This window comes from Sphingobacterium sp. GQ94, from assembly GCF_059758715.1.
In genome coordinates this window covers 205346-230163 of sequence record NZ_JCAXEC010000002.1, presented here as the reverse complement: position 1 = coordinate 230163, position 24818 = coordinate 205346, and the positions used below count along the sequence as shown (strand labels likewise).

At 35.3% G+C, this 24818-nt stretch carries 26 protein-coding genes and 1 tRNA gene; 11 read left to right on the top strand and 16 right to left on the bottom strand.

The features are described from left to right. The first annotated feature begins 175 nt into the window (after nt 1-175). The gene (locus AC6CHH_RS02680) at nt 176-1132 is read left to right on the top strand and encodes an acetyl-CoA carboxylase carboxyltransferase subunit alpha (protein ID WP_498279458.1); all 957 of its coding nucleotides are present in this window, start codon (nt 176-178) and stop codon (nt 1130-1132) included. Nucleotides 1133-1233: 101 nt separating this feature from the next. On the opposite strand, the gene AC6CHH_RS02675 is transcribed toward AC6CHH_RS02680, so the two are convergent. The 7 genes from AC6CHH_RS02675 to AC6CHH_RS02645 form a co-directional block, all read right to left on the bottom strand. Continuing rightward, on the bottom strand, nt 1234-2481 hold the full coding sequence (locus tag AC6CHH_RS02675; protein WP_498279456.1) for a PDZ domain-containing protein: 1248 nt from the start codon (nt 2479-2481) through the stop codon (nt 1234-1236). A gap of 367 nt (nt 2482-2848) precedes the next feature. Continuing rightward, complete coding sequence (locus AC6CHH_RS02670; RefSeq protein ID WP_498279454.1) at nt 2849-3709, bottom strand: sugar phosphate isomerase/epimerase family protein; 861 nt, start codon at nt 3707-3709, stop codon at nt 2849-2851. Between the two features lie 148 nt (nt 3710-3857). Then, nucleotides 3858-6071: an NADP-dependent isocitrate dehydrogenase gene (locus tag AC6CHH_RS02665; RefSeq protein WP_498279452.1), complete on the bottom strand. Its 2214-nt coding sequence runs from the start codon at nt 6069-6071 to the stop codon at nt 3858-3860. Between the two features lie 204 nt (nt 6072-6275). Further along, nucleotides 6276-6917 (bottom strand): NAD(P)H-binding protein, encoded by a 642-nt coding sequence (locus tag AC6CHH_RS02660; RefSeq protein ID WP_498279450.1) that lies wholly within the window; start codon nt 6915-6917, stop codon nt 6276-6278. Nucleotides 6918-6934: 17 nt separating this feature from the next. Next, the gene (locus AC6CHH_RS02655) at nt 6935-7216 is read right to left on the bottom strand and encodes a GNAT family N-acetyltransferase (protein ID WP_498279448.1); all 282 of its coding nucleotides are present in this window, start codon (nt 7214-7216) and stop codon (nt 6935-6937) included. Nucleotide 7217: 1 nt separating this feature from the next. Continuing rightward, nucleotides 7218-7721: a nuclear transport factor 2 family protein gene (locus tag AC6CHH_RS02650; protein ID WP_498279446.1), complete on the bottom strand. Its 504-nt coding sequence runs from the start codon at nt 7719-7721 to the stop codon at nt 7218-7220. A gap of 133 nt (nt 7722-7854) precedes the next feature. Beyond that, nucleotides 7855-8841: a cation diffusion facilitator family transporter gene (locus tag AC6CHH_RS02645; RefSeq protein ID WP_498279444.1), complete on the bottom strand. Its 987-nt coding sequence runs from the start codon at nt 8839-8841 to the stop codon at nt 7855-7857. A 316-nt stretch (nt 8842-9157) separates the two neighbouring features. On the opposite strand from AC6CHH_RS02645, the gene AC6CHH_RS02640 reads away from it, so the two are divergent. The 4 genes from AC6CHH_RS02640 to rplI all read left to right on the top strand — a co-directional run bounded on the left by AC6CHH_RS02640 (nt 9158) and on the right by rplI (nt 11618). Next, nucleotides 9158-10363, top strand: a complete 1206-nt coding sequence (locus AC6CHH_RS02640) for a pyridoxal phosphate-dependent aminotransferase (RefSeq protein ID WP_498279442.1) — start codon at nt 9158-9160, stop codon at nt 10361-10363. 168 nt (nt 10364-10531) lie between these two features. After that, complete coding sequence (gene rpsF / locus AC6CHH_RS02635; protein WP_498279440.1) at nt 10532-10900, top strand: 30S ribosomal protein S6; 369 nt, start codon at nt 10532-10534, stop codon at nt 10898-10900. After that, a complete protein-coding gene (rpsR, locus tag AC6CHH_RS02630) occupies nt 10900-11163 on the top strand; it encodes a 30S ribosomal protein S18 (protein ID WP_498279438.1) in 264 nt (87 codons plus the stop codon). Before rpsF ends, rpsR begins: the two co-directional genes overlap by 1 nt. An 11-nt stretch (nt 11164-11174) precedes the next feature. Beyond that, nucleotides 11175-11618 (top strand): 50S ribosomal protein L9, encoded by a 444-nt coding sequence (rplI, locus tag AC6CHH_RS02625; protein WP_498279436.1) that lies wholly within the window; start codon nt 11175-11177, stop codon nt 11616-11618. Between the two features lie 209 nt (nt 11619-11827). Here the strand turns inward: rplI and AC6CHH_RS02620 are convergent, their stop codons facing one another. From AC6CHH_RS02620 to AC6CHH_RS02605, 4 genes are all read right to left on the bottom strand, one after another. Further along, nucleotides 11828-12061, bottom strand: coding sequence for a quinol oxidase subunit 4 (locus AC6CHH_RS02620; protein WP_498279434.1), 234 nt, complete (start codon nt 12059-12061; stop codon nt 11828-11830). A 139-nt stretch (nt 12062-12200) separates the two neighbouring features. Continuing rightward, nucleotides 12201-12569, bottom strand: coding sequence for an aspartate 1-decarboxylase (panD, locus tag AC6CHH_RS02615; protein WP_498279432.1), 369 nt, complete (start codon nt 12567-12569; stop codon nt 12201-12203). A gap of 21 nt (nt 12570-12590) precedes the next feature. Continuing rightward, on the bottom strand, nt 12591-13637 hold the full coding sequence (locus tag AC6CHH_RS02610) for a DUF6695 family protein (RefSeq protein ID WP_498279430.1): 1047 nt from the start codon (nt 13635-13637) through the stop codon (nt 12591-12593). Continuing rightward, entirely contained in the window at nt 13624-14613 is a 990-nt protein-coding gene (locus AC6CHH_RS02605; RefSeq protein WP_498279428.1) for a PLP-dependent cysteine synthase family protein, read from the bottom strand. Before AC6CHH_RS02605 ends, AC6CHH_RS02610 begins: the two co-directional genes overlap by 14 nt. 298 nt (nt 14614-14911) lie before the next feature. On the opposite strand from AC6CHH_RS02605, the gene AC6CHH_RS02600 reads away from it, so the two are divergent. Both AC6CHH_RS02600 and AC6CHH_RS02595 read left to right on the top strand, forming a co-directional pair. Beyond that, nucleotides 14912-15208, top strand: a complete 297-nt coding sequence (locus AC6CHH_RS02600) for a hypothetical protein (protein WP_498279426.1) — start codon at nt 14912-14914, stop codon at nt 15206-15208. A 299-nt stretch (nt 15209-15507) separates the two neighbouring features. Then, nucleotides 15508-15580, top strand: a tRNA-Lys gene (locus AC6CHH_RS02595). Nucleotides 15581-15681: 101 nt separating this feature from the next. On the opposite strand, the gene AC6CHH_RS02590 is transcribed toward AC6CHH_RS02595, so the two are convergent. From AC6CHH_RS02590 to AC6CHH_RS02580, 3 genes are all read right to left on the bottom strand, one after another. After that, a complete protein-coding gene (locus AC6CHH_RS02590; RefSeq protein ID WP_498279424.1) occupies nt 15682-16428 on the bottom strand; it encodes a LytR/AlgR family response regulator transcription factor in 747 nt (248 codons plus the stop codon). A gap of 4 nt (nt 16429-16432) precedes the next feature. Beyond that, nucleotides 16433-18061, bottom strand: coding sequence for a sensor histidine kinase (locus AC6CHH_RS02585; RefSeq protein ID WP_498279422.1), 1629 nt, complete (start codon nt 18059-18061; stop codon nt 16433-16435). Between the two features lie 552 nt (nt 18062-18613). After that, entirely contained in the window at nt 18614-19249 is a 636-nt protein-coding gene (locus AC6CHH_RS02580; protein WP_498279420.1) for an OmpA family protein, read from the bottom strand. A gap of 274 nt (nt 19250-19523) precedes the next feature. On the opposite strand from AC6CHH_RS02580, the gene AC6CHH_RS02575 reads away from it, so the two are divergent. Both AC6CHH_RS02575 and AC6CHH_RS02570 read left to right on the top strand, forming a co-directional pair. After that, nucleotides 19524-19757 (top strand): ISAon1 family transposase N-terminal region protein, encoded by a 234-nt coding sequence (locus tag AC6CHH_RS02575; protein ID WP_498279418.1) that lies wholly within the window; start codon nt 19524-19526, stop codon nt 19755-19757. A 306-nt stretch (nt 19758-20063) separates the two neighbouring features. Beyond that, the gene (locus tag AC6CHH_RS02570; RefSeq protein ID WP_498279416.1) at nt 20064-20909 is read left to right on the top strand and encodes a DUF6929 family protein; all 846 of its coding nucleotides are present in this window, start codon (nt 20064-20066) and stop codon (nt 20907-20909) included. 183 nt (nt 20910-21092) lie between these two features. Here AC6CHH_RS02570 and AC6CHH_RS02565 read toward each other — a convergent pair whose 3' ends face one another. Beyond that, nucleotides 21093-21674, bottom strand: a complete 582-nt coding sequence (locus tag AC6CHH_RS02565) for an alpha-ketoglutarate-dependent dioxygenase AlkB family protein (protein WP_498279414.1) — start codon at nt 21672-21674, stop codon at nt 21093-21095. Between the two features lie 25 nt (nt 21675-21699). Next, nucleotides 21700-22497: an XRE family transcriptional regulator gene (locus tag AC6CHH_RS02560; RefSeq protein WP_498279412.1), complete on the bottom strand. Its 798-nt coding sequence runs from the start codon at nt 22495-22497 to the stop codon at nt 21700-21702. A 70-nt stretch (nt 22498-22567) separates the two neighbouring features. Here AC6CHH_RS02560 and AC6CHH_RS02555 point away from each other — a divergent pair, with 70 nt between their 5' ends. After that, nucleotides 22568-23314 (top strand): ImuA family protein, encoded by a 747-nt coding sequence (locus tag AC6CHH_RS02555; protein ID WP_498279410.1) that lies wholly within the window; start codon nt 22568-22570, stop codon nt 23312-23314. Beyond that, a complete protein-coding gene (locus tag AC6CHH_RS02550) occupies nt 23307-24803 on the top strand; it encodes a Y-family DNA polymerase (protein ID WP_498279408.1) in 1497 nt (498 codons plus the stop codon). The genes AC6CHH_RS02555 and AC6CHH_RS02550 overlap by 8 nt, the downstream gene beginning before the upstream one ends. Nucleotides 24804-24818 lie beyond the last annotated feature (15 nt).

Below are 24818 nucleotides of genomic sequence, written 5' to 3'. Positions count from 1 at the left end.
TTTTTTTGCCTTATGCGCAAAACATGAATCAAATGTAATTCCGTATTTTCTTAATTATCAATCTAAAAATATTACGATATTGATTCAGAAATTTAAGTCCAATCAATAAAGGTTTTATTTTTCTTAAAAAAACAACTAACTTAGCTTCGCTTTAAAGGGCAGAAAACAGTTAAATATGGAAACAACATTTGATTTTGAGAAGCCAATCGCTGATCTGCAGACTCAGATTGAAAAGGTTAAACAGGTAGAAGATAAGACCAAAGTTGACATGGGTGCGACAGTCCGCGAGTTAGAGGAAAAACTCGAACAAACCAAAATCGACGTATATAATAACATGACCGGGTGGCAAAAAGTTCAAATGTCAAGACACCCTGACAGACCACAAACCTTTGATTATATTGACCTTATATGTGATGACTTTATTGAATTACATGGAGATAGAAATGTTAAAGATGATAAAGCTATAATAGGTGGTTTAGCAACTATTGGTAATCAATCAGTAATGGTTATTGGTCATCAAAAAGGAAAAAACACGAAAGAACGTCAATTCAGAAATTTTGGTATGGCAAATCCTGAAGGATATAGGAAAGCTTTACGATTGTTGAAAATGGCTGAGAAATTCAATAAGCCTGTAGTTACTTTAATTGATACTATGGGTGCCTATCCAGGCCTAGAGGCAGAAGAACGTGGACAAGGTGAAGCAATCGCTAGAAACTTGTTAGAAATGTCCGTATTGAAAGTTCCGATTATTTGCATCGTTATTGGTGAAGGAGCATCAGGCGGAGCTCTTGGGATTGGGATTGGAGATAAAGTTTATATGTTAGAAAATACTTGGTATTCTGTAATTTCTCCAGAATCTTGTTCTTCAATTCTATGGAGAAGTTGGGAAAATAAAGAAAGAGCTGCTGAAGCTTTAAAACTTACTGCTGAGGACATGTTGGGAAATGGTCTAATCGATGGAATTATATCCGAACCATTGGGTGGGGCTCACCAAGATCCAGAAAAAACGGCTTTAAGTATAAAAAATCGAATATTAGAAGATTTATCAATACTCTTGGCAAAAACTCCTGATGTTCTTGTTAAGGAACGGATTGATAAATTCAGTAATATGGGTGTTGTTAATGAAGGATAAATAACTCTTAACAATCATTCTTATCTGTTACTTTTGAATATACGTTACAAGGTCTTGGATATTTTCAAGACCTTGTATTCTAGAATTCTAGTTAATCATCATTAAATTTTCTCGGTATTTTCTACGTATGGAATGGGATCTTCAAGAACGAATGAAAAATCTAGGTCCTGCTCTCCCCTTTTAACAGTTATTTTAATAAATTTTCCATCACCATTTTGAAGTTTATCCATAATTTGGTTCAATTTTAGATCCCCGACTTTACGACCATTGATTTTAAGTAGCTGATCATCTTTTAAAAGTCCAACCTTGGCTGCAGGAGAATCGTTCCTAACATCAGAGATGACATAGATAGGTTTTAAGGAGAATTCGTATTTAAATTGTTCCTGCAGATAAACCGTAGTTCCACCTGAATTATCATCCCTATTTTTTAAACTTACCTTTGTTGGAACTCGACTTTGAGTCCAAATTAAACCATCATGTTTAATATCCATACCCGTCATATTAATCAGAAATGGTTTCCCAAATTTTTTATTAGGTTTTAAAAACAGTTCCTTCTCGCGATAATTAAATATCACATGAAAATGCTGTAAAACCTGGTTTCCTATCGATCCTTTTCGGTCTTGAGCGAGTTTAGCAGCATGTACTGCATTAGAATCAGGATATGAAACGATAGGTTGTTTTATTTTAAAGCCTGACCAGTCGAAACCTCTAATTCTATTTCTTCGGCCATAGATAACTCCGCTGAACCCTCGGCCAATATAACCATATATACTAGGCTCCCCGATTTGCAGAGAATCTATTAAAAAAGGAAAAATCAACAATCCGTCTGAATTCCCCATATCGACCAACATTTTTGCATCATCTAACTTGATTGTCCCAAGATCTACATCAATATTTACGTATGGCCTACTTCGTTCTATTGATATTGGAATTCTGGTGTAGTTTCTAATTAATTTTTTAGGATAATTATCGGGTGGATATAAACTTATGTTTAACCTACTATAGTCGATCTTAACCATAAAATCCTCAAATAATTTACTTCCTAATATCCCATTTATTGGAATACCTACGTGACTCGATATATCCAATTCTTGAGCATTTATAACATATAAATTATGAGTTGTATCTAATAAAACCTCGCCAACAATTAATTCATTACCAACCGACATAATCCCATCCACACCTTCCTCTATTCCTATTCCAGAAAATTTCACTTTATGAATATTTTCTAAAGGGACCGAATCTTGCTGAGAAGCAAACAAAATTGTCTCTTTAACTCCTGTGTCAAATAAAAATGAGAGTGATACTCCATTAACCTTTACTGGTAGGATTGTCAGATTACCCATCATTTCAAAGGAAAATTTATTTTTATGTTCAGAAATTAATTGAAAATTTTTCTGGCAATACACCTTGCAGCAAGTGAAACTTATAAAAAGTATCAGCAAAATCTTCATCATAAATTAGTTTAAACAATCTAATTTAATGAAAAATAACCTGGAAATTGTTTTTATGACAGAATCAAAAAAAAATAATATTTATTTTAGAATGTTGTAGCGAATTGATTTACTTCAACGTCTTCATTAAAAACCACTTTAATTTTAAAGGCGGTTTTTAAGTAACACATTCCTAATACAACATTTATTAAGTAGAAAATGACCGATATTCTCGGTCATTTTTTTTATTTATTATAAGTATTGCTCACACTAACTTCTCTTTTTATTTTAGAGCATCCTGTACCCCTCTAAAATAACCTACGGATTCGGACAAACCTGCAAGAGGGTCTTTCATATCTTTTTCAAATTCCAAGCTACAACATCCTGTATACTTTATTTTTTTTAATGCAGTTACAAACGCTGGAATGTTAATGACTCCTCGACCCAATTCGCAAGTCGTTCCTTTTGCGGTTGCTGATGTGACATTTTTCAAATGAATATCAAATATCCTATCCTTGTACTTGGTAATATCCTGAATAGGATCTTGGCCATCACGCATATTATGTCCCATATCAAAGCACAATCCAATATGTTTATTTAAATCCTTAATTAGGTTCCAAATAACGGTTGCATTGGGATAAATTTTATCCTCGGGACCGTGATTATGAATTCCAAATCGAATATTATACTCTTTTGCTTTTTGAGCAACATATCCCAAATCTTTAATTTCTGGAATTCCAATCATCAAATCAACAGAGACGCGCTTGCAATACTCAAATGCTCTGTCGATATCTGCCTTGGTTTTCATGTAAAGTGGACCAACTGCATACCCAACAACATTAAAGGAGGTTATTTTTTCATGAAAGTCATTGATTTGCTCGGAGGTACTATCAAGTGGAAGATGAAAATCCTTTATACACAGATATTGAACATCCATCCTTTTCATCATCGCTAAAGATTGGTCAAGATTGAAGTTAACAAAACTATAGCCCGCTATCCCTAGTTTTAAATCCTTTTTTTGATCTAAGTTAAAGCTTTCATTTCTTGCGCGCGCATTTAATAAAGATGACCCAGCTAATAAGGATGATCCAGCAAGGATACTTTTTTGTAAAAATGCTCTTCTACTGTTCGGTTTATTGTTCATGATTTTAGGTTTACGATTAGTCAATATAAATTTATAAAAACAACTGAATTATTCAAACTCTCATAAGATTAAGTTATATACCAAAAAGAGTTTCAAATTAATTTGAAACTCTTTTTGGTATATAAGTAAGCAAATATATAATTCCCTTTTATATGGAATCAATCACTTTGTTTAACGTTGCAGAAGGGCGCATTGCCTGAGCTATTAACTCATCATTTGGGAAATAATATCCATTTATGACTTGAGGTTTCCCCTGAGCGGCTATTAATTCATTATTGATGATGTCTTCATTTTCTACGAGCTGTTCCGCAATTGTTTTAAATTTATCGGCTAATTCTGAATCCTTATTTTGATTAGCAATTGCTTCAGCCCAATAGGTAGCTAAATAAAAATGAGAACCACGGTTATCAATTTGACCCAATTTACGCGACGGAGATTTATCATTTTCCAGAAACTTAGCATTCGCCTCATCTAAGGCATCCGCAAGAACCTGTGCTTTAGTATTATTCTGAGTTTGAGCCAGATGCTCCAAAGAAGCTTGTAGTGCTAAAAATTCACCTAACGAATCCCAACGTAAATATCCCTCAGCCAAGAATTGTTCTACATGTTTAGGAGCAGACCCGCCCGCACCTGTTTCAAATAAACCTCCTCCATTCATAAGTGGGACAATAGACAACATTTTTGCAGACGTCCCTAGTTCTAAAATTGGAAATAAATCTGTTAAATAATCACGCAATACGTTTCCAGTTACAGAAATAGTATCTTCACCATTACGAATTCTGGAAATTGAAAATTTTGTAGCTTCAATTGGAGATAAGATACGGATGTCAAGGTCACTTGTATCATAATCAGCTAAATATAAATTTACTTTTCTAATTATTTCCCTATCATGTGCACGGTTTTCATCAAGCCAGAAAACAGCTGGTGTATTCGACAAACGTGCACGGTTAACAGCCAATTTCACCCAATCTTGAATAGGCGCATCTTTGGTCTGACACATACGGAAAATATCGCCTTGTTCAACCGCTTTTTCAATCAGGATTTGTCCGCTATTATCTACAATACGTATTGTACCATTCGATTCGGCTTGGAAAGTCTTGTCATGTGATCCATATTCTTCAGCTTTTTGGGCCATTAATCCTACATTTGGAACGGAACCCATTGTTTTAGGATCATACGCCCCATTTATTTTACAATCCTCAATCGTCGCCTCATAAATACCTGCATAAGATCGGTCTGGAATAATTGCTAAGGTATCGCGTTCAGCTCCTTGTTTATCCCACATTTTACCACCTATGCGAATCATTGCAGGCATCGATGCATCAACTATAACATCAGATGGAACATGAAGATTAGTTATACCTTTATCAGAATTAACCATCGCTAAATCAGGACCATTAGCAATTGTAGCATCAATGGCCTCTTTAACTTCCTGCTCTTCAGGAATTCCAGCTATTCTCGCATAAATTTCCCCTAAACCATTATTTTTATTAATGTCTAACTCTTTAAATAAAGTACTGTATTTTTCAAAAACATCTTTAAAATATACTTCTACAATAGCCCCAAAAATAATTGGATCTGAAACTTTCATCATCGTTGCCTTAAGATGCGCGGATAAAAGCACGCCACTGTCTTTGGCTTCCTTAATTGTCCTAGAAACAAATGATTTCAATTTGGAAATATCCAGTACTGAAGCATCAATTATTTCGGAAGCTTTAAGATTTGCTGTTGATTTCAATTCTTTAATACTCCCATCTTGAGCAACAAATTCAATTTTGAATTGACCATCAGATTCTACAGTAACAGATTCTTCTGAATCATAAAAATCTCCCTCAGTCATTGAAGCGACCTTCGTCTTGCTCTCGCTAGACCACGAACCCATCCGATGTGGATTAGCTTTTGCATAATTTTTCACAGCCTTAGGTGCACGACGATCCGAATTTCCTTCACGGAGAACTGGATTTACAGCAGATCCAAGGATTTTTGCATATGTATTTTTAATTTTCTCTTCTTCTGGACTTGATGGAGAATCCGGGAAATTTGGAATATTATAGCCTGATTTTTGTAGTTCGGCGATTGCTGCTTTAATTTGTGGGATCGAAGCAGAGATGTTAGGAAGCTTAATGATATTTGCATCTGCCTGGGTTGCTAATTGCCCCAATTCCGCTAAAGCATCATTTGTTTTTTGGTCTTCTGAAAGATATTCGTTGAAATTAGAAAGAATTCGACCAGCTAATGAAATATCCCTTAACTCAACTTCAACGTTTGCCGTTTTAGTAAACGCTTGAACTATAGGTAAAAATGAATACGTAGCCAACAAAGGCGCTTCATCTGTCTTTGTGTAAATGATTTTAGATGACATAATTTTCTCTTGAAATAATTTTTTTTTCCATTTAATCTTAAAAAAAAAGCGATTTAGAACCTATTTTTTAAAATTCGCCTAAAGATAACAAATTGAAAATTAAATCTCCATAAATGGAAAAATATTGGTAGGCAACTAAAAATGTTTAACCGAAAACCGCCTTAAATTGATTAAATATGGATGGACAATTCTGAACATCCTGATTTAGTGACTTAAAATAAATTGATTATCATACACTTCGATTGCTTCATCATTTTCATCAAAAGAAACGTCAATCATAATTTGAGCTAATTTTATTGTACTTATTGGTTTATAGCTTTTTACTAACCCTATTTTATTTAAGAATTTAAGAATTGGAAATAAAATTTTTTCAGAGTTCCGATCGGTATTTGGTCGATCGATTGGTCCAGGTTGAACAATTATAAGTCTAGGAAAATTTAATTCTTTGATTTGGTCCTCCAGACTACCTTTCATCCGACTATAAAAAAACCTAGAATTTCGGTTTGCTTTCCAAGCGGACAATAGGACGAACGTATATATTTTATTTTGTCTGGCTATTTTTGCGAATTGAAGTTGATAATCAAAATCTACATGCCACTGCGATTCCTTACTTTTGGCAATTTTAAGTGTAGTCCCCAATGTGGAGAAAGCTACATCCGCTTCAATATCTTGGATATGATCATTTAACTTATCAAAATCAACAACTACTTCCCTCAATTTAGAATCAGGTGGGAAAAAGGGTTTGCGTACGAAAACAATTACTGATTCGACTCTACGATCAGCTAATAGTTGCAACACTAACTCTCTCCCTGTAGCACCAGTTCCACCTATTACAATCGCTTTCATGACCTAAATTTTAATCATTAAAATAAAACATCTCGTATGTTTACATCTCGGTCAAAAGAAGCCTTCGCAAAAGGACATAATGGTAAAATTTTCATTTCTTTCTCGCGAGCATATTCCACTGTCTTGTCAAGCAAAACATGACCGATCCCCTTTCCTTTTTCCTCCGGATTAACCTCTGTATGATCGATGATCATTTTTTTTGGACCAGCCATAGTGTAGGTCATTTCTCCTATTTTTAAACCATCTTCAATGGCAAGGAATACCCCCTTGTTTCCATTCTCTTCATGTTTGATTAGCATATTATTTTTCAATTTTGATTGATAATGAATCAATAATTTTGTTTTCAATTGGTGCTTTAAATGGTAAGATATCCGAAATTACATCGTTGGGTATCGTCATTGAAAGTACGTATTGTTTTATTAACCATTTTCCATTCACCAGTTCTAAAACACCTGAACCTCTACAAATGTTCATCTGAGTTTTTAATAATTCATCAATCCATGCCGTTTTACCATCTGCAGAAAAATTCACAAATCGTTCTAATGCAGAAAAATTCCAGGATTTGCCGGCTTTAAAATAAGGCCTTGAATAGGTCATAAAATCACTTTTATTCCATCGCTCAGTAGCATCTGTTCCAATAAAAACCGATTCTTCGGCCATATATTTAAAATAGGCATCAAAATCACCTACAGCAGCTGCTTTGTGCCAATTATCTAGAGCCTGATTAACAGCTTGTTTGCTATCTTGAGCTAAAGTTATACTTATGGTCACGAATAAAAAATAAAAAACACTAAAGATTTTCATATTATTAATATTTCATTAAATATAATGAATTCATGCCATATATTAGGTTAAGAGATTATACGGTTAAAAACAAAAAAATAGACTTACTCGATTAACTAATCTACTGCCGTAAATAACGAGTATTGAATTTCAACTACTTCGATATATTCCTAAAATGCTTCATGTTTCTAGTAACATTCATTGAGTTCCAATCTATATGCCTACTAAATTCCTCAGATCGAACTGGACAATGCTCGACCTTGCAATAACAACAGCATTCTGGCATACATGGATCCGGATGAATAAAAAATTCTGATTTGGCCTGTAAATTTGCATTCAGTACTTTGTCAAATTCAGATATGCAATCGTGTACTTGATCCAGAGAGTAATATCTAGGTAGCGTTAAATGACAATCTATGTGTAATTCTTGTCCATATTGTTGGATCCTTAAATTATGTACATCGATCCATTCAAGTTTTCTATTTTTATTTAGAACTGTAATCACCTCTTCCACAACAGCGTTATCAGATTCATCCATTAAACCAGATATAGATCTTCGAAGCAGTTTATAACCATTGTATAAAATAAATGAGCCTAATACGATAGACAAAGCAATATCTATCCAAGCTAATTGGGTTAATTTCATAATGAAAAGACCCGCAATAAGTCCGATAGAACTAATTGCATCAACCTTTAAATGATTTCCATCTGCTTCAATGGTCAATGAACGTAATGCTTTGCCCCTTTTAATTAAATATACACCTACACCAAAATTAATAAGAGAGGTTATAAAAATCAGGAAAATCCCATTTTCTATATTTGTTACTATTTCGGGATAAAATACATTATAAGTTGCTTTTATTAATATTATGCTCCCGGCTATAAAAATTAAAGCACCCTCAACAAATACGGAGAAGAACTCAACTTTTCCATGACCATAAGGATGGTTCTCGTCTTTTGGTTGTGAAGATAAGTAAATACTATAATAAGCAAACCCAGAAGCAACTATATTCACAATACTCTCAGCTGCATCAGAAAAAATTGCACTAGATTCAGTTATGAAATAAGCTATAAATTTGATTAGCATTAATACAATCCCTGTAATTAGGGACAATAGAACTAATCGCATTTGTCTTGACATCTTTCTTTTTTTAAAGCCGCAAAAGTACAAAAATATTATTCCCTCATGTCGCATCATTTCATTTGATGAAAACCGAGATAGGATATCAAAATTATGAGTGACATTATCAAGAATTACAAATGCTTGAGACCCATTAAGTGACATTAAAGTTAGAAATTAAAAGGCAAACAAAAGTATTTCTAAAAGAAGAAAACTTCTAATCCCTTGCAGGTCATGTAAACCTGATATCGATTAAATATAGAATTTATTAAAAACTTCATAATTTATTACATTTTTCTCATCAATAATAAATAGTATATAATATATTTGCAATATCATGAGTACAACATCTTTTTTATCGGATAGAATTAACAATCTATCAGAATCAGCAACGTTAAAGATGACCAAGTTAGGTCGTGAGTTAGCGGCCAAGGGCATCAATGTAATTAGTTTAAGTGTAGGAGAGCCAGATTTCAACACGCCTGAGCATGTTAAAAATGCTGCAAAGAAGGCTTTGGATGAAAATTACACACGGTACTCTCCCGTACCGGGATACCCTGAGCTGCGTCAAGCTATTGTGAATAAACTAAAAAACGAAAATGGGCTGGATTACGATATATCTCAAATCGTAGTTTCAACCGGTGCAAAACAGTCGTTATCAAACGTTTTATTGACCTTAGTAAATCCTGGTGAAGAGGTAATCATACCAACACCATATTGGGTTTCATACTCTGAAATGGTGACATTAGCGGAAGGTAAATCTGTATTTATAGATACTGATATTGATTCTAATTTCAAAATAACTCCAGAACAATTAGAGGCGGCGATTACTCCAAACTCTAAAGTGTTTATGTTTTCTTCCCCATGTAATCCAACCGGATCAGTATACACAAAGGATGAATTAGCCGCTTTAGTTAAAGTATTTGAAAAATATCCAAATATATTTATAATCTCAGATGAGATTTACGAGCATATTAATTTTGTTGATCAGCACGAGTCAATTGCTCAATTTTCATCAATAAAGGACCGTGTTATTATTGTAAATGGATTCTCAAAAGCTTTCGCTATGACTGGCTGGAGACTTGGTTATATTGCAGCGAATAAAGAAATTGCTGCTGCAAATGATAAAATGCAGGGTCAAACTACATCAGGTACATGTTCGATATCACAACGCGCAGGAATTGTTGCTTACGAACAAGGTTTGCAAAGTGTTTTGGAAATGAAAGAAGCATTTTTACGAAGACGTCAGCTTGTTTTCAATTTATTAAACGAAATCCCTGGTGTAAAAACAAACTTACCAGATGGCGCTTTTTATTTCTTTCCAGAAATCAGCTCTTTTTTTGGTAAAAAAGATCCAGATGGTAATTTAATTAACAATTCAGCAGATTTGTCTCTATACCTTTTGAACTATGGTCATGTAGCAACTGTTGGTGGAGATTCATTTGGTAATAACAATTATATTCGCCTTTCTTATGCAGCCTCTGATGAAAATTTAGTAGAAGCGTTACGTCGTATAAAAGAAGCTTTAGAAAAACTCAATTAAGATAATTGGTTCGCCCATTAAGATTTGGTTATTTTTATAATGACGACATCAGGTGATTTTCATTATAAATTCCATACAAATAATTGGTAAATAACAAAGTAATCCCTATCTTTGCACGGCTGTTAATATAAATACAGCAAAAGATTAATTAACATAATTATTTAAACAATGCAACAGTACGAATCTGTAATCATTCTTACCCCGTTGCTTTCAGAAGATGCTGCGAAAGAAGCAATTGCTAAATTCAAAAGTATCTTGACAGAAGGCGGAGCCGAAATTATCGCTGAAGATAATTGGGGTTTGAGAAAATTAGCGTATCCGATCCAGAAAAAAACAACTGGGTTCTATTACTTAACTGAATTCAAGGCTCCAGGAGAATTAATTAAAAAACTAGAGGTTGAATACAAACGTGATGAACGTGTGATGCGTTTCTTAACTATCTCTTTAGACAAGCATGCCCTTGCTTATAATGAGAAAAAACGTAGCGGTGCATTCAACAAAAAAGCTGAAACTAAAACTGAGGAGGTAGCAAACTAATGGCAAACGAAAATATCCAATACGTAACTGCTCCCAAAGTTGAGGACAACCGTAAGAAGTACTGCCGTTTCAAAAAGAATGGCATTAAGTACATCGACTACAAAGACGCAAACTTCTTATTGAAGTTTATAAATGATCAAGGTAAAATTTTACCTCGTCGTTTAACAGGAACATCATTGAAATTTCAACGTAAAGTAGCTCAAGCCGTAAAACGTGCGCGTATTATCGGACTACTACCTTATGTAACTGATTCATTAAAATAGGAGGATACGATATGGAAGTTATATTAAAACAAGATGTAAAACACCTTGGAGAGAAAGACGATATCGTAGTAGTAAAACCAGGTTATGGTCGTAACTACTTGATTCCTCAAGGATTTGCAACGATGGCTACAACATCGGCAAAGAAAGTTTTAGCTGAGAATATTAAACAAGCTCAGTTCAAACAAGATAAAATTAAAAAAGATGCTACTGAATTAGCTAGCAAATTAGAATCAGTAAAATTAACTATTGGTACTAAAGCTGGAGAATCAGGTAAAATCTTCGGTAAAGTTAACAGTATTCAAATCGCTGATGCCCTTAAAGCTCAAGGTTTTGATGTTGACAGACGTCGAATTACTTTCGAAACTGAACCTAAATCATTAGGTGAATATATTGCAAACTTAAACTTACACAAAGAAGTTAAAGTTCAAGTTCCTTTCGAGGTAGTAGCTGAATAAGCTAAATTACTGCATAAATTAAAAAACCATCTTGATGAAAAAAATCAAGATGGTTTTTTAATTATATCGTTAAATATTTCCCTTATATCTTCAGATCATCCCTGTACCTCGACTACCCTATCCATCCTAATTTGTAGTCGACAAAATGAAGAAACCATTTGAAATCTTCAAATGGTTTAAATAACTATAATATATAATGTTTTAAAAGTTTAATACCCTGGCCACATCACATCGTGACGTTTGTATGGCTTATTAGATTTTTGATTTTTGCCTTTGTATTTTTTCTTTTGTTGACCAGGTGCATATCTTTTAGCAGATTTACCACCATATCGTTTCTTCGCTTTTCCTGGAGGATAATGTCCATGTCTATGACCACTCACATAACAAGAGCTGACACTGAAAGCCATAATCACAACCAATAACAAACCTAAATATTTTTTCATCATATTCTTTTTAAACTCTAATCATATACAAGTCAAATACCAAGCCAATTTACAACATATAACTGATTCCATCAGAATCTCACTATTCTTATCAAAGGTGTTGTACAGCACTTAAAAAGTAAACACTATAAAAAATGGATTAGTAATTATATTTTTCCACAGACTTAATTTGATTATTTCCTTCAGTGAAAACCAAAGTAGGTTGATATGATTCTGCTTCCTCTGGAGAAAGATTGATAAATGACAAAATATGTACCGTATCCCCTAATTTAGCATGAAGTGCGGCACCACCATTCATACATACTTCACCACTACCCCTTTTCCCAGGAATCACATAAGTCATAATACGACTGCCATTAATTGCATTGTTAATATAAACTTGTTCATATTTAACAATTCCAGCTGCATCTAATAAATCAGCATCAATAGTAATAGAACCGTTATAACTTACATTTGCTTCTGTTACTTTAACGGTATGAATTTTAGCTTTTAAAATTTTTAATTCCATGATATTTTTTATGTTATTCCTTTAGATTGATTTTTTTAGCTCAAGATCATTCAATTCTTGGGTTAAAAATTCAATTTTTTGATTATTTTGCTCTATAACGTGACGTTTATATTGAACATGATAACTAAATGCATATTTAGCGTGATGGTCAAAGGTTTTATCCGGATAACATTCAACAATATAATCCAAATCTCCTGAAACATTGTATCGACTTATTTCAATTTCTCCTGCTTTATAGTCCAATGCAAACCAACAACCTTCGCCTATTCCACCTAACCACTGAGAATGAGATGGAATATAATTTGGCTTTTCTGGTTCATAAACAAATCCTAGGAAAGAATCATCAGGAAGATTCTTGGATTCATTTTTAAAAAAGTTCGGTTTTAATAATTCGATCTGAAATTTTAAAGATTTCCATCGATTCATATTCCATGTTTTTAATTTCCTCTTTTGAAAGCAAAATATCATTTGTTCGAATGAGGCGTTAACCACATTGCTCATTGGACTTGCTTTTAAGCTTTCAGGATATAAAATTTTGTTTATTCGATAATCTTTTTTTTGCATCGATTCCACTAAAATCTGTGCAACGTACCGTGAACAACTATTGTTATTGCGGGCTAATGCACCGTACAATATTGGACCTTGATTTACTATTTTTTCTGCATATTCAACCCCTTTTTTGAAGGAGACTCCTTTGCAAATTGAGCTGATCAAACGACCACCACCATGGGTTATTTTTTCTTTTGATTCAAGTTCAGATAAGATTTCTTCAAAATTCAAGAGTTCATCTTCTTCAGAAAATGTTGCCTTGGTTTCAAGCATTAATCTAGGATCAAACTCGCTGGATCTCGCCCTACCATACCCCCGTGGTGTTAAATACCTGCCGAAATCGAAATAGCGTAAATTACCAGTACTTTTTTCAACAAGTACAATGGCAGCATGCCCTACCTTAAAATTTAAATTCTTTACAATCCCCAATTTTTTAAAAAAGGCCATCCATAATTCATCACCTCTGGCGGTTTGATCTGGCCAAGCAATTGGGATTGCCAAATCGTTATATTGAAACATTCTTTATCTCCTTTAAGCAATATTCAGTCTGTGGAATGTTATTATATAGTTTACTAACATATCGGTCACCATGGTCTGGAAAATATAGTACTATTTGATCGGATTTCTTCAAATTCATTTTTTCAATATGAAAATCCAGGGCTGCTAAAACTGCTGCACTTGAAAATCCCAACAAATTTCCGGTTTGTACATTTACCAAATTTGCCATTTTACGACTTCTTTTTTCGCTTATTTGAAAAATATCATCAACAGCATTTCTATCAAATGTTCCAGGAATAAATGTTCGACCTATTCCTTCAATTGAATCAAATTTGATTTCATTATCTGGAAATGGTTTGTAATCCATGAATAACGAGTATACAGAGTTATTTGGCTCTACACCCCATATCTTAATATTCTGGTTCTTTTCTTTCAGATATTGACCAATTCCTGATATAGTTCCCCCCGTGCCTACTCCAACCAAAACATGTGTAATTTGCCCATCAGTTTGTTGCCATAATTCTGGTCCTGTCGTCTTATAATGAGCTTTAATGTTGTTGGAGTTATAGTATTGATTTGTAAAATAGGTATTGGGATTATTTGCAGCAAAATTCTGTGCTAAATATTGAGTAGAATTAAAATCATGAAGCCCATTGGAGTTATCACAAATTTGGATTGATGCTCCCAAAGATTTTAGAATTTTTAATTTTTCCTCCGAACAAGAAGCAGAGACAAAAATCTTTGACTTAAATCCTAATTCCTTAGAAAATAACGCTAAGCTAATTCCAGTATTTCCACTACTTGCTTCAACAAAAGTCCCTCCTTGAATTATTTTTTTTGTTTTTATAGCATCTTCAATCATAAACCAGGCTACCCTATCCTTTGATGATTTACCAGGATTATGGTATTCCTCTTTTATTAAAATATTAGTATTATATCTAGCCGTTAAGCCATCGTTTTTCCTTAAAGGCGTATTTCCTATTAATTTTTTAATCAATGTTTTTATAATCTCTATGTTTCACTTTCCAAACTTAAACGTTCGATTTAATATTATATTTTTACAAAAAAACAAATAATTTAAAAGAATCGTGGTGAAACTAAGGTAACATTTTAATCACCTATTTTCAAAAAAATGAGTTTTTAATGTTTCTCAATTGAAATTTATAATATTTAAAAGCCAATAATAATTATGCTGTTTTAGTGTATTGTAACTTGAACAAATTCATAAGTTGATCCACTTAAAGGATATTGACTATCAATTTATTTTTTTAAATTTGGCTATTAAATCAATGACTATGAAACCAAAAACAATTATAATTTCAGTTTTATTAGCAATAATATCTATTGTATTATTTAATAACAAAGAGGAAGCTAGTTTTTGGTTATTTGGTGAAATAAGGACGTCCAAGCTTATTATACTTGGAATATTTTTCTTAATCGGTGTAATTGTAGGGGCTGTTATATTTAGACGACGTTCAAAGCATCCTAAAGAATATGGTATTAGCAATAATACTTCTCCCAATTCTAATTTTATGGAAGAAAATACAAATTCATTAACAGATGAAGATCGGGAGTTCCTAAGTAAGGATTAGTGAATTTTAGACCTACTCTTTAATTTACAAATAGTAAGTTTAGGTACATTTGAAACAAATAGTGCTTTAATACCGAATAAAAATCGATTACTTTTTGCTAAATACTTAAAAAATGAAATAATTCATTAAAACGTAAAATTTCAAAACTCATAAACAAAATTTAAAGAAATTTAATTCTTTTAAAATGAGATAGTTTAAGCTCTACTATAAAAAAAATAGGCTTTAACGTTTGCAAATTCAACGAAAAGCTCTACATTTGCATCACTCTAAACAACGGAGGAGTTCTTTAAAACATCAATGATTCTGTAGCTCAGCTGGTAGAGCAATACACTTTTAATGTATGGGTCCTGGGTTCGAATCCCAGCGGGATCACAAAAAAAGCTTCACAGAAATGTGAGGCTTTTTTTATGCCCGATCCGAAAAAAGCGTTGGGTTTGATTTTTAGAGCATTATAAGGATTACAATTTTATTATTTAGAGCTGTTGCAAGGCTTTTTTCACAGTGTCCTTGTTGGGTTTAGAAATGGGTATTTTTTCTCCAGAAATTAAGAGTAGAATACCACCGTCTTCTTTTAACCAGCTTTTTATGTATTTTGGATTTACTAAATGGCTTTGGTGAGTTCTTAAAAATCCATTGGGACGCAATAAATCTGCATATTCTTTAAGAGATTTAGAAACCAATATTTTTTCATTACTCGAAAGGAAGAAGTGGGTATAAGTATTATCTGCTTCGCAACGTATAATTTCTGATAAAGAAACATACCTTATTTCGCTTTGCATCTGTAGAGCAATTTTACTAACGTTCGTTTCTGGCTTTTTTAGTTGTTGCAGTAAAAAATCGAGCTGCGAAGTTTGTATTTGTGTAGCCAATTTATGTTCTGCTTTATTTACCGCATTCACCAATTCTTCAATATCGACAGGTTTTAAAAGATAATCTAAAGCAGCAAATTTTACAGCTTGTATCCCATATTGGTCGTAAGCGGTAACAAAAACAACTTCGAAATTACGCGTTGGAAGTAGCTTTAGTACATCAAAACCTGTTTGCTTGCCCATTTGAATATCCAGAAACACTAAGTCAGGAAAATGTTTTTCAATGGCATCAACTGCATCACTTACATTTTGCACTGTGGCGATTATAGTTACCTGCGGACAGTGCTTTTCTAGCAAAGTCCGTAGGTTTTCTAAGTTGGAAATTTCGTCATCTATTAAAACTGCTTTCATTATATTATAGCCAATCGGTTAATGTTAAGCTTATTTTAGTGCCGTTAGTTGTTGATTGTATTACTAAGGTAAAGTGATTTTCTTTATAAACACTATTTAATAGTGCTATTCTACTGTCGCTTAATTCAAGCCCCAAACCATTATTCTTCTTTTCCGTGTCAAATCCGTTTCCATTGTCGGTAACAGTTAAGACCAGATCATTTGCCTGCTTAATAAATTCAATCATAATTTTTCCATCGGTAGCTTTTTGCGATATGCCATGCTTCACTGCATTTTCTACAAAAGGTTGTAGCAACATACTTGGTATTTCAATATTATCTAAATCTAAGTTTTCGGAGTAATTAATTTCGTACATAAAGCCGAACCGCAATTGCTCCATTTGTAGGTAATCGTCTAGTAAAGTTTTTTCTTGTGATAAACTAATCAGTTCTTTATCATCAAGTACGTTACGCGTTAAACGAGCGAATTTAGAAAGGTATTTGTTGGCATTATCTATTTCACTTTTGTTTATTAAATTTTGAATGCCAGCGAGTGCATTAAACAGAAAGTGAGGGTTTAATTGTGAACGAATTGAGTTAAGCTGGAGCTTCGCGATATTCTCTTGCTGCTCTTTTTCCGCCAGCTTCTTTTTGTTTCTATTTTTGATGAAGTAAAGAATAATGAGAAAGACTAGTCCAATAGAAAATGTTGCGATTAGCGTATAAATTAAAAGTTCTTTTTTGGTATAGCTCTCTTCATCGAGCGTTATAGAAAGCGTATATCTGTTTATATAATTTTCTACTTCATCTGCTGTAATATCGCAATCAAAGCACTTATCCCATCTAATCAATGGCTGAATGATGATTTCATAATCCCCCGACTTTTTGAAAACGCTTTTATCGATCTTTACGTAAGGTGAAAGTTTACCTGCTTCATTAAGGTAGCCGCCATATAGCCATGAAGTGGATTCAAAGATTATTTTATGTGTTTTCTTGTCTTTTATGGAGGTGTAGTAGAGATAATCAATATCCGACCTTTCTTTAACAATGGTCAGTTCGTCGTCTTTTTCAGTGAAAGTGAGATCTATTCTTTCTTTTGGCTCTGTTATATAGCTATAGTCAACGCCTTTTTCAGTTGCAAAACGCTTTGCTAAGACTTCGATTTTAGCTTTCGGAATAGGCTTCCCGTAAAACACAGTTTTGTAAACATCCTGTGGTCTTTGGATGTCATAAGTTAGTATTGTAATGGTTTTGTCTTTTATAGGAAAAACACCAAGTGTTGTGGAATCGAGTACTTCGTCTTTCCATTCATAATCTTTCCTGAGGACATCTTGTAGTTCCACTTTATTGATCGGCTTGTTTACCACGATTGGTTCATCATCGGCCAAAATGGTGTACCGGTGGTTCTGCGGATTTTCTGTCTTTTGAAAATACATTTGGACACTTACACTGTCAACCTCGGGTAAATAACTAAAGGCGATGTTGGGTTGGTTTGGAAATTTCATGCCATAGTACACGTTTTTAGCAGCGCTATCAACAGCCATGTTTAGTCTTCCTCCAGTAGAGTACCTGACATTATAACCGATGCCCTTTTGCGCATTTACTGTAGATAGCGCAATGATGAAACTGAGAAATGTAAAGACTATCTTTTTCATAATGTTAGTTTAGTTTTCATCAAACTTGTGGCAATAATAGCAAAACGACAACCATAAAACAGGAAAGGTAGTGTTTGAAATAGTAAATGTAGTGTTTTGTGCAGTATTTGAATATTGCAAAAGAGAATACCTTTGTTAAATAAACCCAATTACGACGTTAGCCGAACGGCAGTTCCGATAAAAAGCAGAATTGCATTGATGCCCCTTATATTCTAGCCTTATTTCCCGAAGCTGCAAAGCATAATAGTTTTGGTTGAAATCGCCATTGTCATCTTTTTCAATTTGTTTACCTTTGTCGAAATTTGAAGCTGTTTAGGTTTAGGTTGAGGAACTTTTCCACGAATATATCAGATTGGTATAGGCTGTCTTTTAGTTGATTGATTTTCCTTAAATCTTCCAAAAAAGAGTTCGAGTTTTGTACCAGTGTTCACAAAGAAAGCCATTCTAATAAAATAGAGTGGCTTTTTTAATTTAACGTTATCGGTTTCGGTATCAATTTGATTAGAGTATGGATCATACCGAATTCTTGGATGAAAGTACATTTCAATCCTTCTATTGTGCGACTGATATTTCTACCCGCCGATTTTGTTCTCTCCCGCTTTCTGTATCGTTGGATGCAACCTGCTGGGAAGCACCAAATCCTCTGGCCCTAAGATTTTCTGGTGACACTCCAGCGTTGACGATATAGAGCATGACCGCATTGGCTCTATCCTCAGATAGCGATTGGTTGTATTCGGCCGTACCTTCGACGGATGAATGACCATTGATGATAAAATTAGCCGATGTATCTTTCAGCATTTCTCGGACGATATTGTCCAACACAGTGTAGGACTCTGTTTTGAGTACACTAGAATTAAATTCAAACAGGACGTTCTTGAAATTGAAATTCGGTTTTTCGATCACCGGTTCAGAGTCTTTGGGAGGTTCTTCCTGAGCAATGACAGGTTCTTCTACCATCTCTATGGGTTCTTCTCGTACGGGAGTCTGTTCAATCTGGCTACTTGGATTAATTGTTATTTTTTTGGACTTGCAAGCTGACAGGTTTAAGACCAATAGAGCGCAACTTGTTGCTAAAAGGCTTTTTATTATATGCTTCATAGTATGTTCTTTTATTAATGTGTATACCCCAAAGGTACCATATATTCTCTTATCCTCCTGAGCAAAACGTATGATTTTGGCTTGCGCCATACCTCTTGTAGGTAAACTGTTATTCTATTGCCTCGTCAATAAAACTGGCCGTCTCGGCTAAATTCTTTTCTCATCCTTAGATTTAATGAACGATATTATATCTTTTTGATGGGCTATCTTTTAGCCGATTTATTGTGCTTAAATCAGCTAAAAAGCGGTTCGGATGATATAAATGCAATAATTCAATCCCAGGATTGGTTTTAGGGATCAAGTTGAATTCTTGGGGGGAAATAATAAAAATTTCCTAGTTTAGCGTCATACATATTGATATCTCTTGCAAGACGCTGAACGTAAATTACTATCCCTATTAATGTCCGAAGGGCTTTTAGGCTACTTTCAAATTTTAGAAGTTGATGAGTTTGATGACCAACTCCACTTTTATTTAGATGAACTTAATCTAGCTCCAGCTGGTTTTGAGAATAGTAAGTTGGAGTCGAAAGGTTTTATGCCTTCCACCGATATTATCGACTTTCCTGTTAGAGGTCAGAAAGTTACACTTCATATTTGACGTCGTTGGACCGTTCTTGAAACCGGCCAAATAATTACCAGAGATTGGAACCTCGTGCGTGAGCGTGATCGAATGACTACAGAGATAACCATCCTGTAAGTGCCCATTTTTGGTAGGTCTATTTCTTTCAAATGGACGGCAAGCAACTGCAGGATCAAAAAATTAAATTATGAATAAACCAATTAATCTTGTAAACTTATTATCATTGTTTTATCGACTAAAAATAGGGTCAATAGAATATCTGTTTTTTTTATAAAATAATCTAAATTCGAGAATTGATGTTTTGGTGTTTAATAAAAGATGAACATGAAAGAATTTTATTTGCAAAAACTTTTAAAAATCTCGGGAATCTCTGCCGCCTCAGGCATCGAATATGCGGACGGCCGAATCTATCTCATATCCGACAATAGCAACTACCTATATGATTACCAAGCATCAAAGGGTCAGTTGACCAGACATCTTCTCTTACAGAAATTGCATAAAGAACAGATAGAGAAATCAGAAAAGATGGATCTTGAAGCAATCCTAATTAAAGGTGATACACTATTTGTTTTCGGATCTGGTTCTACCTCTATTCGTGAGTTAGGATTTTCCTTTTCCAAAAGAGATGGACAGGTCACTAAACTTCGTTTAAGCAAATTATACCTTGCTATGAGAGAGTCAGCTAACATTGACCCATCTGATTTTAATATCGAAGGTGTTGCTCTTCACGGGAACAATTGGTTGTTCCTCAACCGAGGAAATGGTCCTGGTGGACGTAATGTCATTTTTAATATCAAAGGTGTTAGTCTGATTGATGATTTCCAAATTACCAGCTATGAAATCATATTGCCTCAAATTGAAGGAATGTCTTTTGGTTTTTCAGGTGCTACTACAATAGATAACACGCTTTTTTTCATAGCCACAGCCGAGGAGGGTAAATCGACATACGACGATGGCAAAATTGGAGGAACAATATTCGGAATGATCAATCTAAAAACAATGGAAATCCATTCCTACCAAAATATTTCGAAAATTCGAAAATTCGAAGGAATATCAGTATACAAGGTGCAGACCAATAGTATTTCTTTTCTATTGTGTGAAGACAACGACGGTACTTCCAATATTGCCACCATTTTCAAACTCGATATACCCTACCCTTTCAACCATTAATCTTTTTTACCTAAGACTGATTTTTTCTATCAAACCCAAACCAGATTGTTGATATTCGTCACTCATAAAACACCTTCATAATACATTCCCAAGCCAGTACTTCTAGCTTTATCTGAATAGGTCTCAGTTGAACTTAGTCAAGTTAAATAATGGTTCTGATCTGTCATCTGTGGTATAGCGATATCATATAACAATTCGAAAAGTCAGATTAATTCTTCCAGTCATGGGTAAAGCTGATTTAGCAATTCTATGCTCCCAATACCTTTGCAGATCTCCTTTCATAAGCAACAGCGAACCATGGCCCAAATCCAAACTATACTTTATTTTATGATTCTCTTTATGACGGAAGTCAAAAGACCTGACCTGTCCTAAACTGACAGAAGCGATTTCTGTTTTAATGCCAGGTACTGTATCCTTATCACTATGCCAGGTAACAGAATCGTTGCCGTCACGATAATAATTCAACAAGACACTGCTGAAGTATATTCCGGTTTTCTCTTCTATCCGGGATTTGATGGCTAAGAGTTCCGGAGTCCAATCCAAGGCAATACTTTCTGATTTCTCTTTTCCTTTACCATACCACGCGGAAAGACGCGGCCGAATCAACATTTTATCATACATTTTCATCTCTCGTTGCTCCCAGGGAACACTGGCTTTGAGTACACGGAGATAGACATCACTTTCCTCTTTGCTGAAGAAATTGGGATAATATTCCATAAGATCACCCGGCAGTTTATAGAAATCAGCATCCTCAAATAGTTTCATTTGTTCCATATCCTTTTATTATCCTTTACTTTCTTGCACTTCCTTTCAATCCCCTAATCTCCCGCAAGATGACCGCTAGATCTGTACCAGCTTCAGGCATCTCCCTGCTTGTGTAGGCATAGAATTTCCAGATTTCTAATACATCTTCAGCTTCAACAGTGTAAGGTTGATAAGTTATATTCAAAGATTGTAAGAGAATGTTCCCGTCTTCCTGAAATGTCATTAGCTTAAATACAAAATCCTGCTGTCCTCTTAAAATTACAATAGCCGGGGTACTCGGTTTCAATTTGGTCCAATCCTCCACAAACTGACCAGTTATATCAGAGCCCTCAGGTATAGGTAGCATTGAATCTCCGCTTATAGGAAAAATGCGAAATGTTCCTTGTTCTGGAATATGAGGGAGTTTGTATTTGGGCAGTTCTGCAATATACTCTGGATCAGAATAACCACCATCTGAATAACCGGCCTTAGCTTTAACAGGAACATATTCTGTATGTTCTGTATTCCTATTGTCTACACTAATTGCAAGCACTCGAATATTTCCACCTTTAACATAGATATCGTTCCCAGCCTCCAATTCCCTTAATTTAAGTTCTCCTAACTTACCCAAGTCTACTTTCAATAAGCTGTCTATACTTATCTTAAAATAATTAGATGTTGCAATATAATCCTCGGGTTGTGGCGCTTTGGTATGTCGTGACTCCAGTGCCGCAAGTTTTGCCCTTGATATATTTAACCTTTTTGAAAGCTCTTCCTGGCTCATTTTCCTGCGTTCCCGAAGAAATTTAAGATTCCCTGCGAAAAAAAAATTTTGCTCCTTCATTTTGAATTACTACTTTAACAAACAACACATTGTTACATATTGTAACAAAAATACATAAAACATTTTGATTATGGAGGGTTTGGCAAAAAAAGAAATCATCAAAGAGCTTAAGGATAGGATACTGGTTCTAGAAGGGTTCAAACACACTGTCAGACAGGAAGATCACCGAGATCTCGGTCTGGATGTTATGGTTTCAGCATTTCCCTATGGGGTCTTCCCTTTTAGTGCGGTGCATGAATTCATAAGTCCAACCGCTAGCTGTTCGGCAGCAACAAACGGTTTTGTTATGGGCCTGTTAACCGCGCTTATGAACGATAACGGAAATTGCCTCTGGATTAGCACAAAGCGAAGTATATTTCCTGTTGGGTTAGCGTATTTCGGGATTGAAGCGGACCGGTTTATTTTTGTGGATGTAAAGAATGATAGAGATGCGCTTTGGGTCATGGAACAGGCACTGAAATGTAATGCCCTTGCTGCAGTAGTAATGGAAATGAACGGAGAGGTAACTTTTGCCCAATCCCAACGATTGCAACTTGCCATTGAAGAAAGTAAGGTTACTGGCTTTCTCCACCGTAAAAGGCCACGAAGGGAAAATACACTGGCCTGTGTTTCCCGCTGGAGGGTTAAGCCGGCACAGAGCATTTTATCGGACGGACTGCCCGGGGTTGGTTTCCCTGTCTGGGAAGTACAGTTGGAAAAGATGCGGAACGGCAGACCAGGAACCTGGCTATTGGGATGGAGGGATAAAAAATTTGTGTCTATCCAACCTCATGCACAAGCCGGTCCATTGGTCAATAAAATCGAACGTTATGCCTAAACGGTTCTTATCCATATGGCTACCCTACCTTGCTATAGACAGGATAGAAAAACTTCATCCGGAGTTGAAGACCAGGCCTCTTGTGCTGTCTGCAAAAGATAAGGGCAAGATGATTGTCAGGGCCGCGAACTTACCTGCTGTCCGAGAAGGAATCACGGCCGGAAAAGTAGTAGAGGATGCTAGGGCAATATTTCCTTCCCTGAAAATCATTGACGACACACCGGAAGAAACAATCAATCTCGTGAAGTCGATTGCCCAATGGTGCCTCCGTTTTTCGCCCATTGTCGCTGTTGATGGGACGGATGGAATTATGCTCGATATCTCAGGATGTCCTCACCTTTGGGGTGGTGAAGAACTTTATCTTAAAGCCATTCTCCATTGCTTTTTCAATGGGGGCTACCAGGTAAGATTGGCTATTGCAGACACTATCGGAACTGCCTGGGCGATTGCAAGGTTCGGAAAAAGACAGACAGCCATTGTACAAGAAAACAAGCAGGCCCAGGCACTGATTCCACTTCCTCCTGAGGCTTTGCGATTGGATGGGACGGTAACCCAGCGGATGCAAAAATTAGGATTTCGTTCTATAGGGCAATTCATGAACATGCCAAAGGCTACTCTGAGACGAAGATTTGGTGAAACTCTTTTACAGCGCTTGGAGCAAACCTTAGGTTCCTACCCCGAAACATTAAAGCCTGTACAGCCCTTAGAGCATTACCAGGAAAAGCTGCCTTGCCTGGAACCAATAAACACATTGGTAGGAATAGAAATTGCGCTCCGACGTCTATTGGAGAAACTTTGCAAGAGACTGGCACGTGAAGGTAAAGGCATGCGCAACGCTTTTTTTAAAGGCTACCGGATTGACGGCAATGTGCAGCAGATAAGTATCGGGACAAGCATGGCTTCCAACAAAACGGAGCACCTCTTCCGTCTTTTCAACTTAAAGCTGAATACAATTGAACCTGCATTAGGTATAGAACTATTTACCTTGGAAGCGCTGCTTGTTGAATCTACTTGCGATGTTCAGGATACCTTATGGAATACTAAAGGGGGCAGTAACAAAATCGCGGAATTACTTGACAATATAGCCGGGAAGATCGGTATGGATGCCATTCGTCGCTTTCTACCCGCTGAGCACCATTGGCCAGAACGCACGGTTAAAACAACAACCTCGCTGGATGAAAAGCCGACTACGCCATGGCCTGTAGATAAATTAAGACCACTTCATCTATTGAAGACACCTGAGCCTATCGATGTCATGGTGTCGCTGCCGGATTATCCTCCGGCCCTTTTTACCCATAAGGGAAAAATATTCAAGGTGGTCAAAGCAGATGGTCCCGAGCGCATTGAACAGGAATGGTGGATAGAGAATGGACAGTCGCGAGATTATTACCGGGCAGAGGACGAGAAGGGTGCACGCTATTGGCTATTCCGATTGGGACATTACGCCGATGGTGATGTAAAATGGTTCTTACATGGATTTTTTGCTTAACTATTGATGGTGGTG

Bases quoted from the DNA above. Each gene is read 5' to 3' on its own strand.
- AC6CHH_RS02680 (WP_498279458.1), top strand. From the start codon at position 176: ATGGAAACAACATTTGATTTTGAGAAGCCAATCGCTGATCTGCAGACT.
- AC6CHH_RS02675 (WP_498279456.1), bottom strand. From the start codon at position 2,481: ATGATGGGTAATCTGACAATCCTACCAGTAAAGGTTAATGGAGTATCA.
- AC6CHH_RS02670 (WP_498279454.1), bottom strand. From the start codon at position 3,709: ATGAACAATAAACCGAACAGTAGAAGAGCATTTTTACAAAAAAGTATC.
- AC6CHH_RS02665 (WP_498279452.1), bottom strand. From the start codon at position 6,071: ATGTCATCTAAAATCATTTACACAAAGACAGATGAAGCGCCTTTGTTG.
- AC6CHH_RS02660 (WP_498279450.1), bottom strand. From the start codon at position 6,917: ATGAAAGCGATTGTAATAGGTGGAACTGGTGCTACAGGGAGAGAGTTA.
- AC6CHH_RS02655 (WP_498279448.1), bottom strand. From the start codon at position 7,216: ATGCTAATCAAACATGAAGAGAATGGAAACAAGGGGGTATTCCTTGCC.
- AC6CHH_RS02650 (WP_498279446.1), bottom strand. From the start codon at position 7,721: ATGAAAATCTTTAGTGTTTTTTATTTTTTATTCGTGACCATAAGTATA.
- AC6CHH_RS02645 (WP_498279444.1), bottom strand. From the start codon at position 8,841: ATGTCAAGACAAATGCGATTAGTTCTATTGTCCCTAATTACAGGGATT.
- AC6CHH_RS02640 (WP_498279442.1), top strand. From the start codon at position 9,158: ATGAGTACAACATCTTTTTTATCGGATAGAATTAACAATCTATCAGAA.
- rpsF (WP_498279440.1), top strand. From the start codon at position 10,532: ATGCAACAGTACGAATCTGTAATCATTCTTACCCCGTTGCTTTCAGAA.
- rpsR (WP_498279438.1), top strand. From the start codon at position 10,900: ATGGCAAACGAAAATATCCAATACGTAACTGCTCCCAAAGTTGAGGAC.
- rplI (WP_498279436.1), top strand. From the start codon at position 11,175: ATGGAAGTTATATTAAAACAAGATGTAAAACACCTTGGAGAGAAAGAC.
- AC6CHH_RS02620 (WP_498279434.1), bottom strand. From the start codon at position 12,061: ATGAAAAAATATTTAGGTTTGTTATTGGTTGTGATTATGGCTTTCAGT.
- panD (WP_498279432.1), bottom strand. From the start codon at position 12,569: ATGGAATTAAAAATTTTAAAAGCTAAAATTCATACCGTTAAAGTAACA.
- AC6CHH_RS02610 (WP_498279430.1), bottom strand. From the start codon at position 13,637: ATGTTTCAATATAACGATTTGGCAATCCCAATTGCTTGGCCAGATCAA.
- AC6CHH_RS02600 (WP_498279426.1), top strand. From the start codon at position 14,912: ATGAAACCAAAAACAATTATAATTTCAGTTTTATTAGCAATAATATCT.
- AC6CHH_RS02590 (WP_498279424.1), bottom strand. From the start codon at position 16,428: ATGAAAGCAGTTTTAATAGATGACGAAATTTCCAACTTAGAAAACCTA.
- AC6CHH_RS02585 (WP_498279422.1), bottom strand. From the start codon at position 18,061: ATGAAAAAGATAGTCTTTACATTTCTCAGTTTCATCATTGCGCTATCT.
- AC6CHH_RS02580 (WP_498279420.1), bottom strand. From the start codon at position 19,249: ATGGCGCAAGCCAAAATCATACGTTTTGCTCAGGAGGATAAGAGAATA.
- AC6CHH_RS02570 (WP_498279416.1), top strand. From the start codon at position 20,064: ATGAAAGAATTTTATTTGCAAAAACTTTTAAAAATCTCGGGAATCTCT.
- AC6CHH_RS02565 (WP_498279414.1), bottom strand. From the start codon at position 21,674: ATGAAACTATTTGAGGATGCTGATTTCTATAAACTGCCGGGTGATCTT.
- AC6CHH_RS02560 (WP_498279412.1), bottom strand. From the start codon at position 22,497: ATGAAGGAGCAAAATTTTTTTTTCGCAGGGAATCTTAAATTTCTTCGG.
- AC6CHH_RS02555 (WP_498279410.1), top strand. From the start codon at position 22,568: ATGGAGGGTTTGGCAAAAAAAGAAATCATCAAAGAGCTTAAGGATAGG.
- AC6CHH_RS02550 (WP_498279408.1), top strand. From the start codon at position 23,307: ATGCCTAAACGGTTCTTATCCATATGGCTACCCTACCTTGCTATAGAC.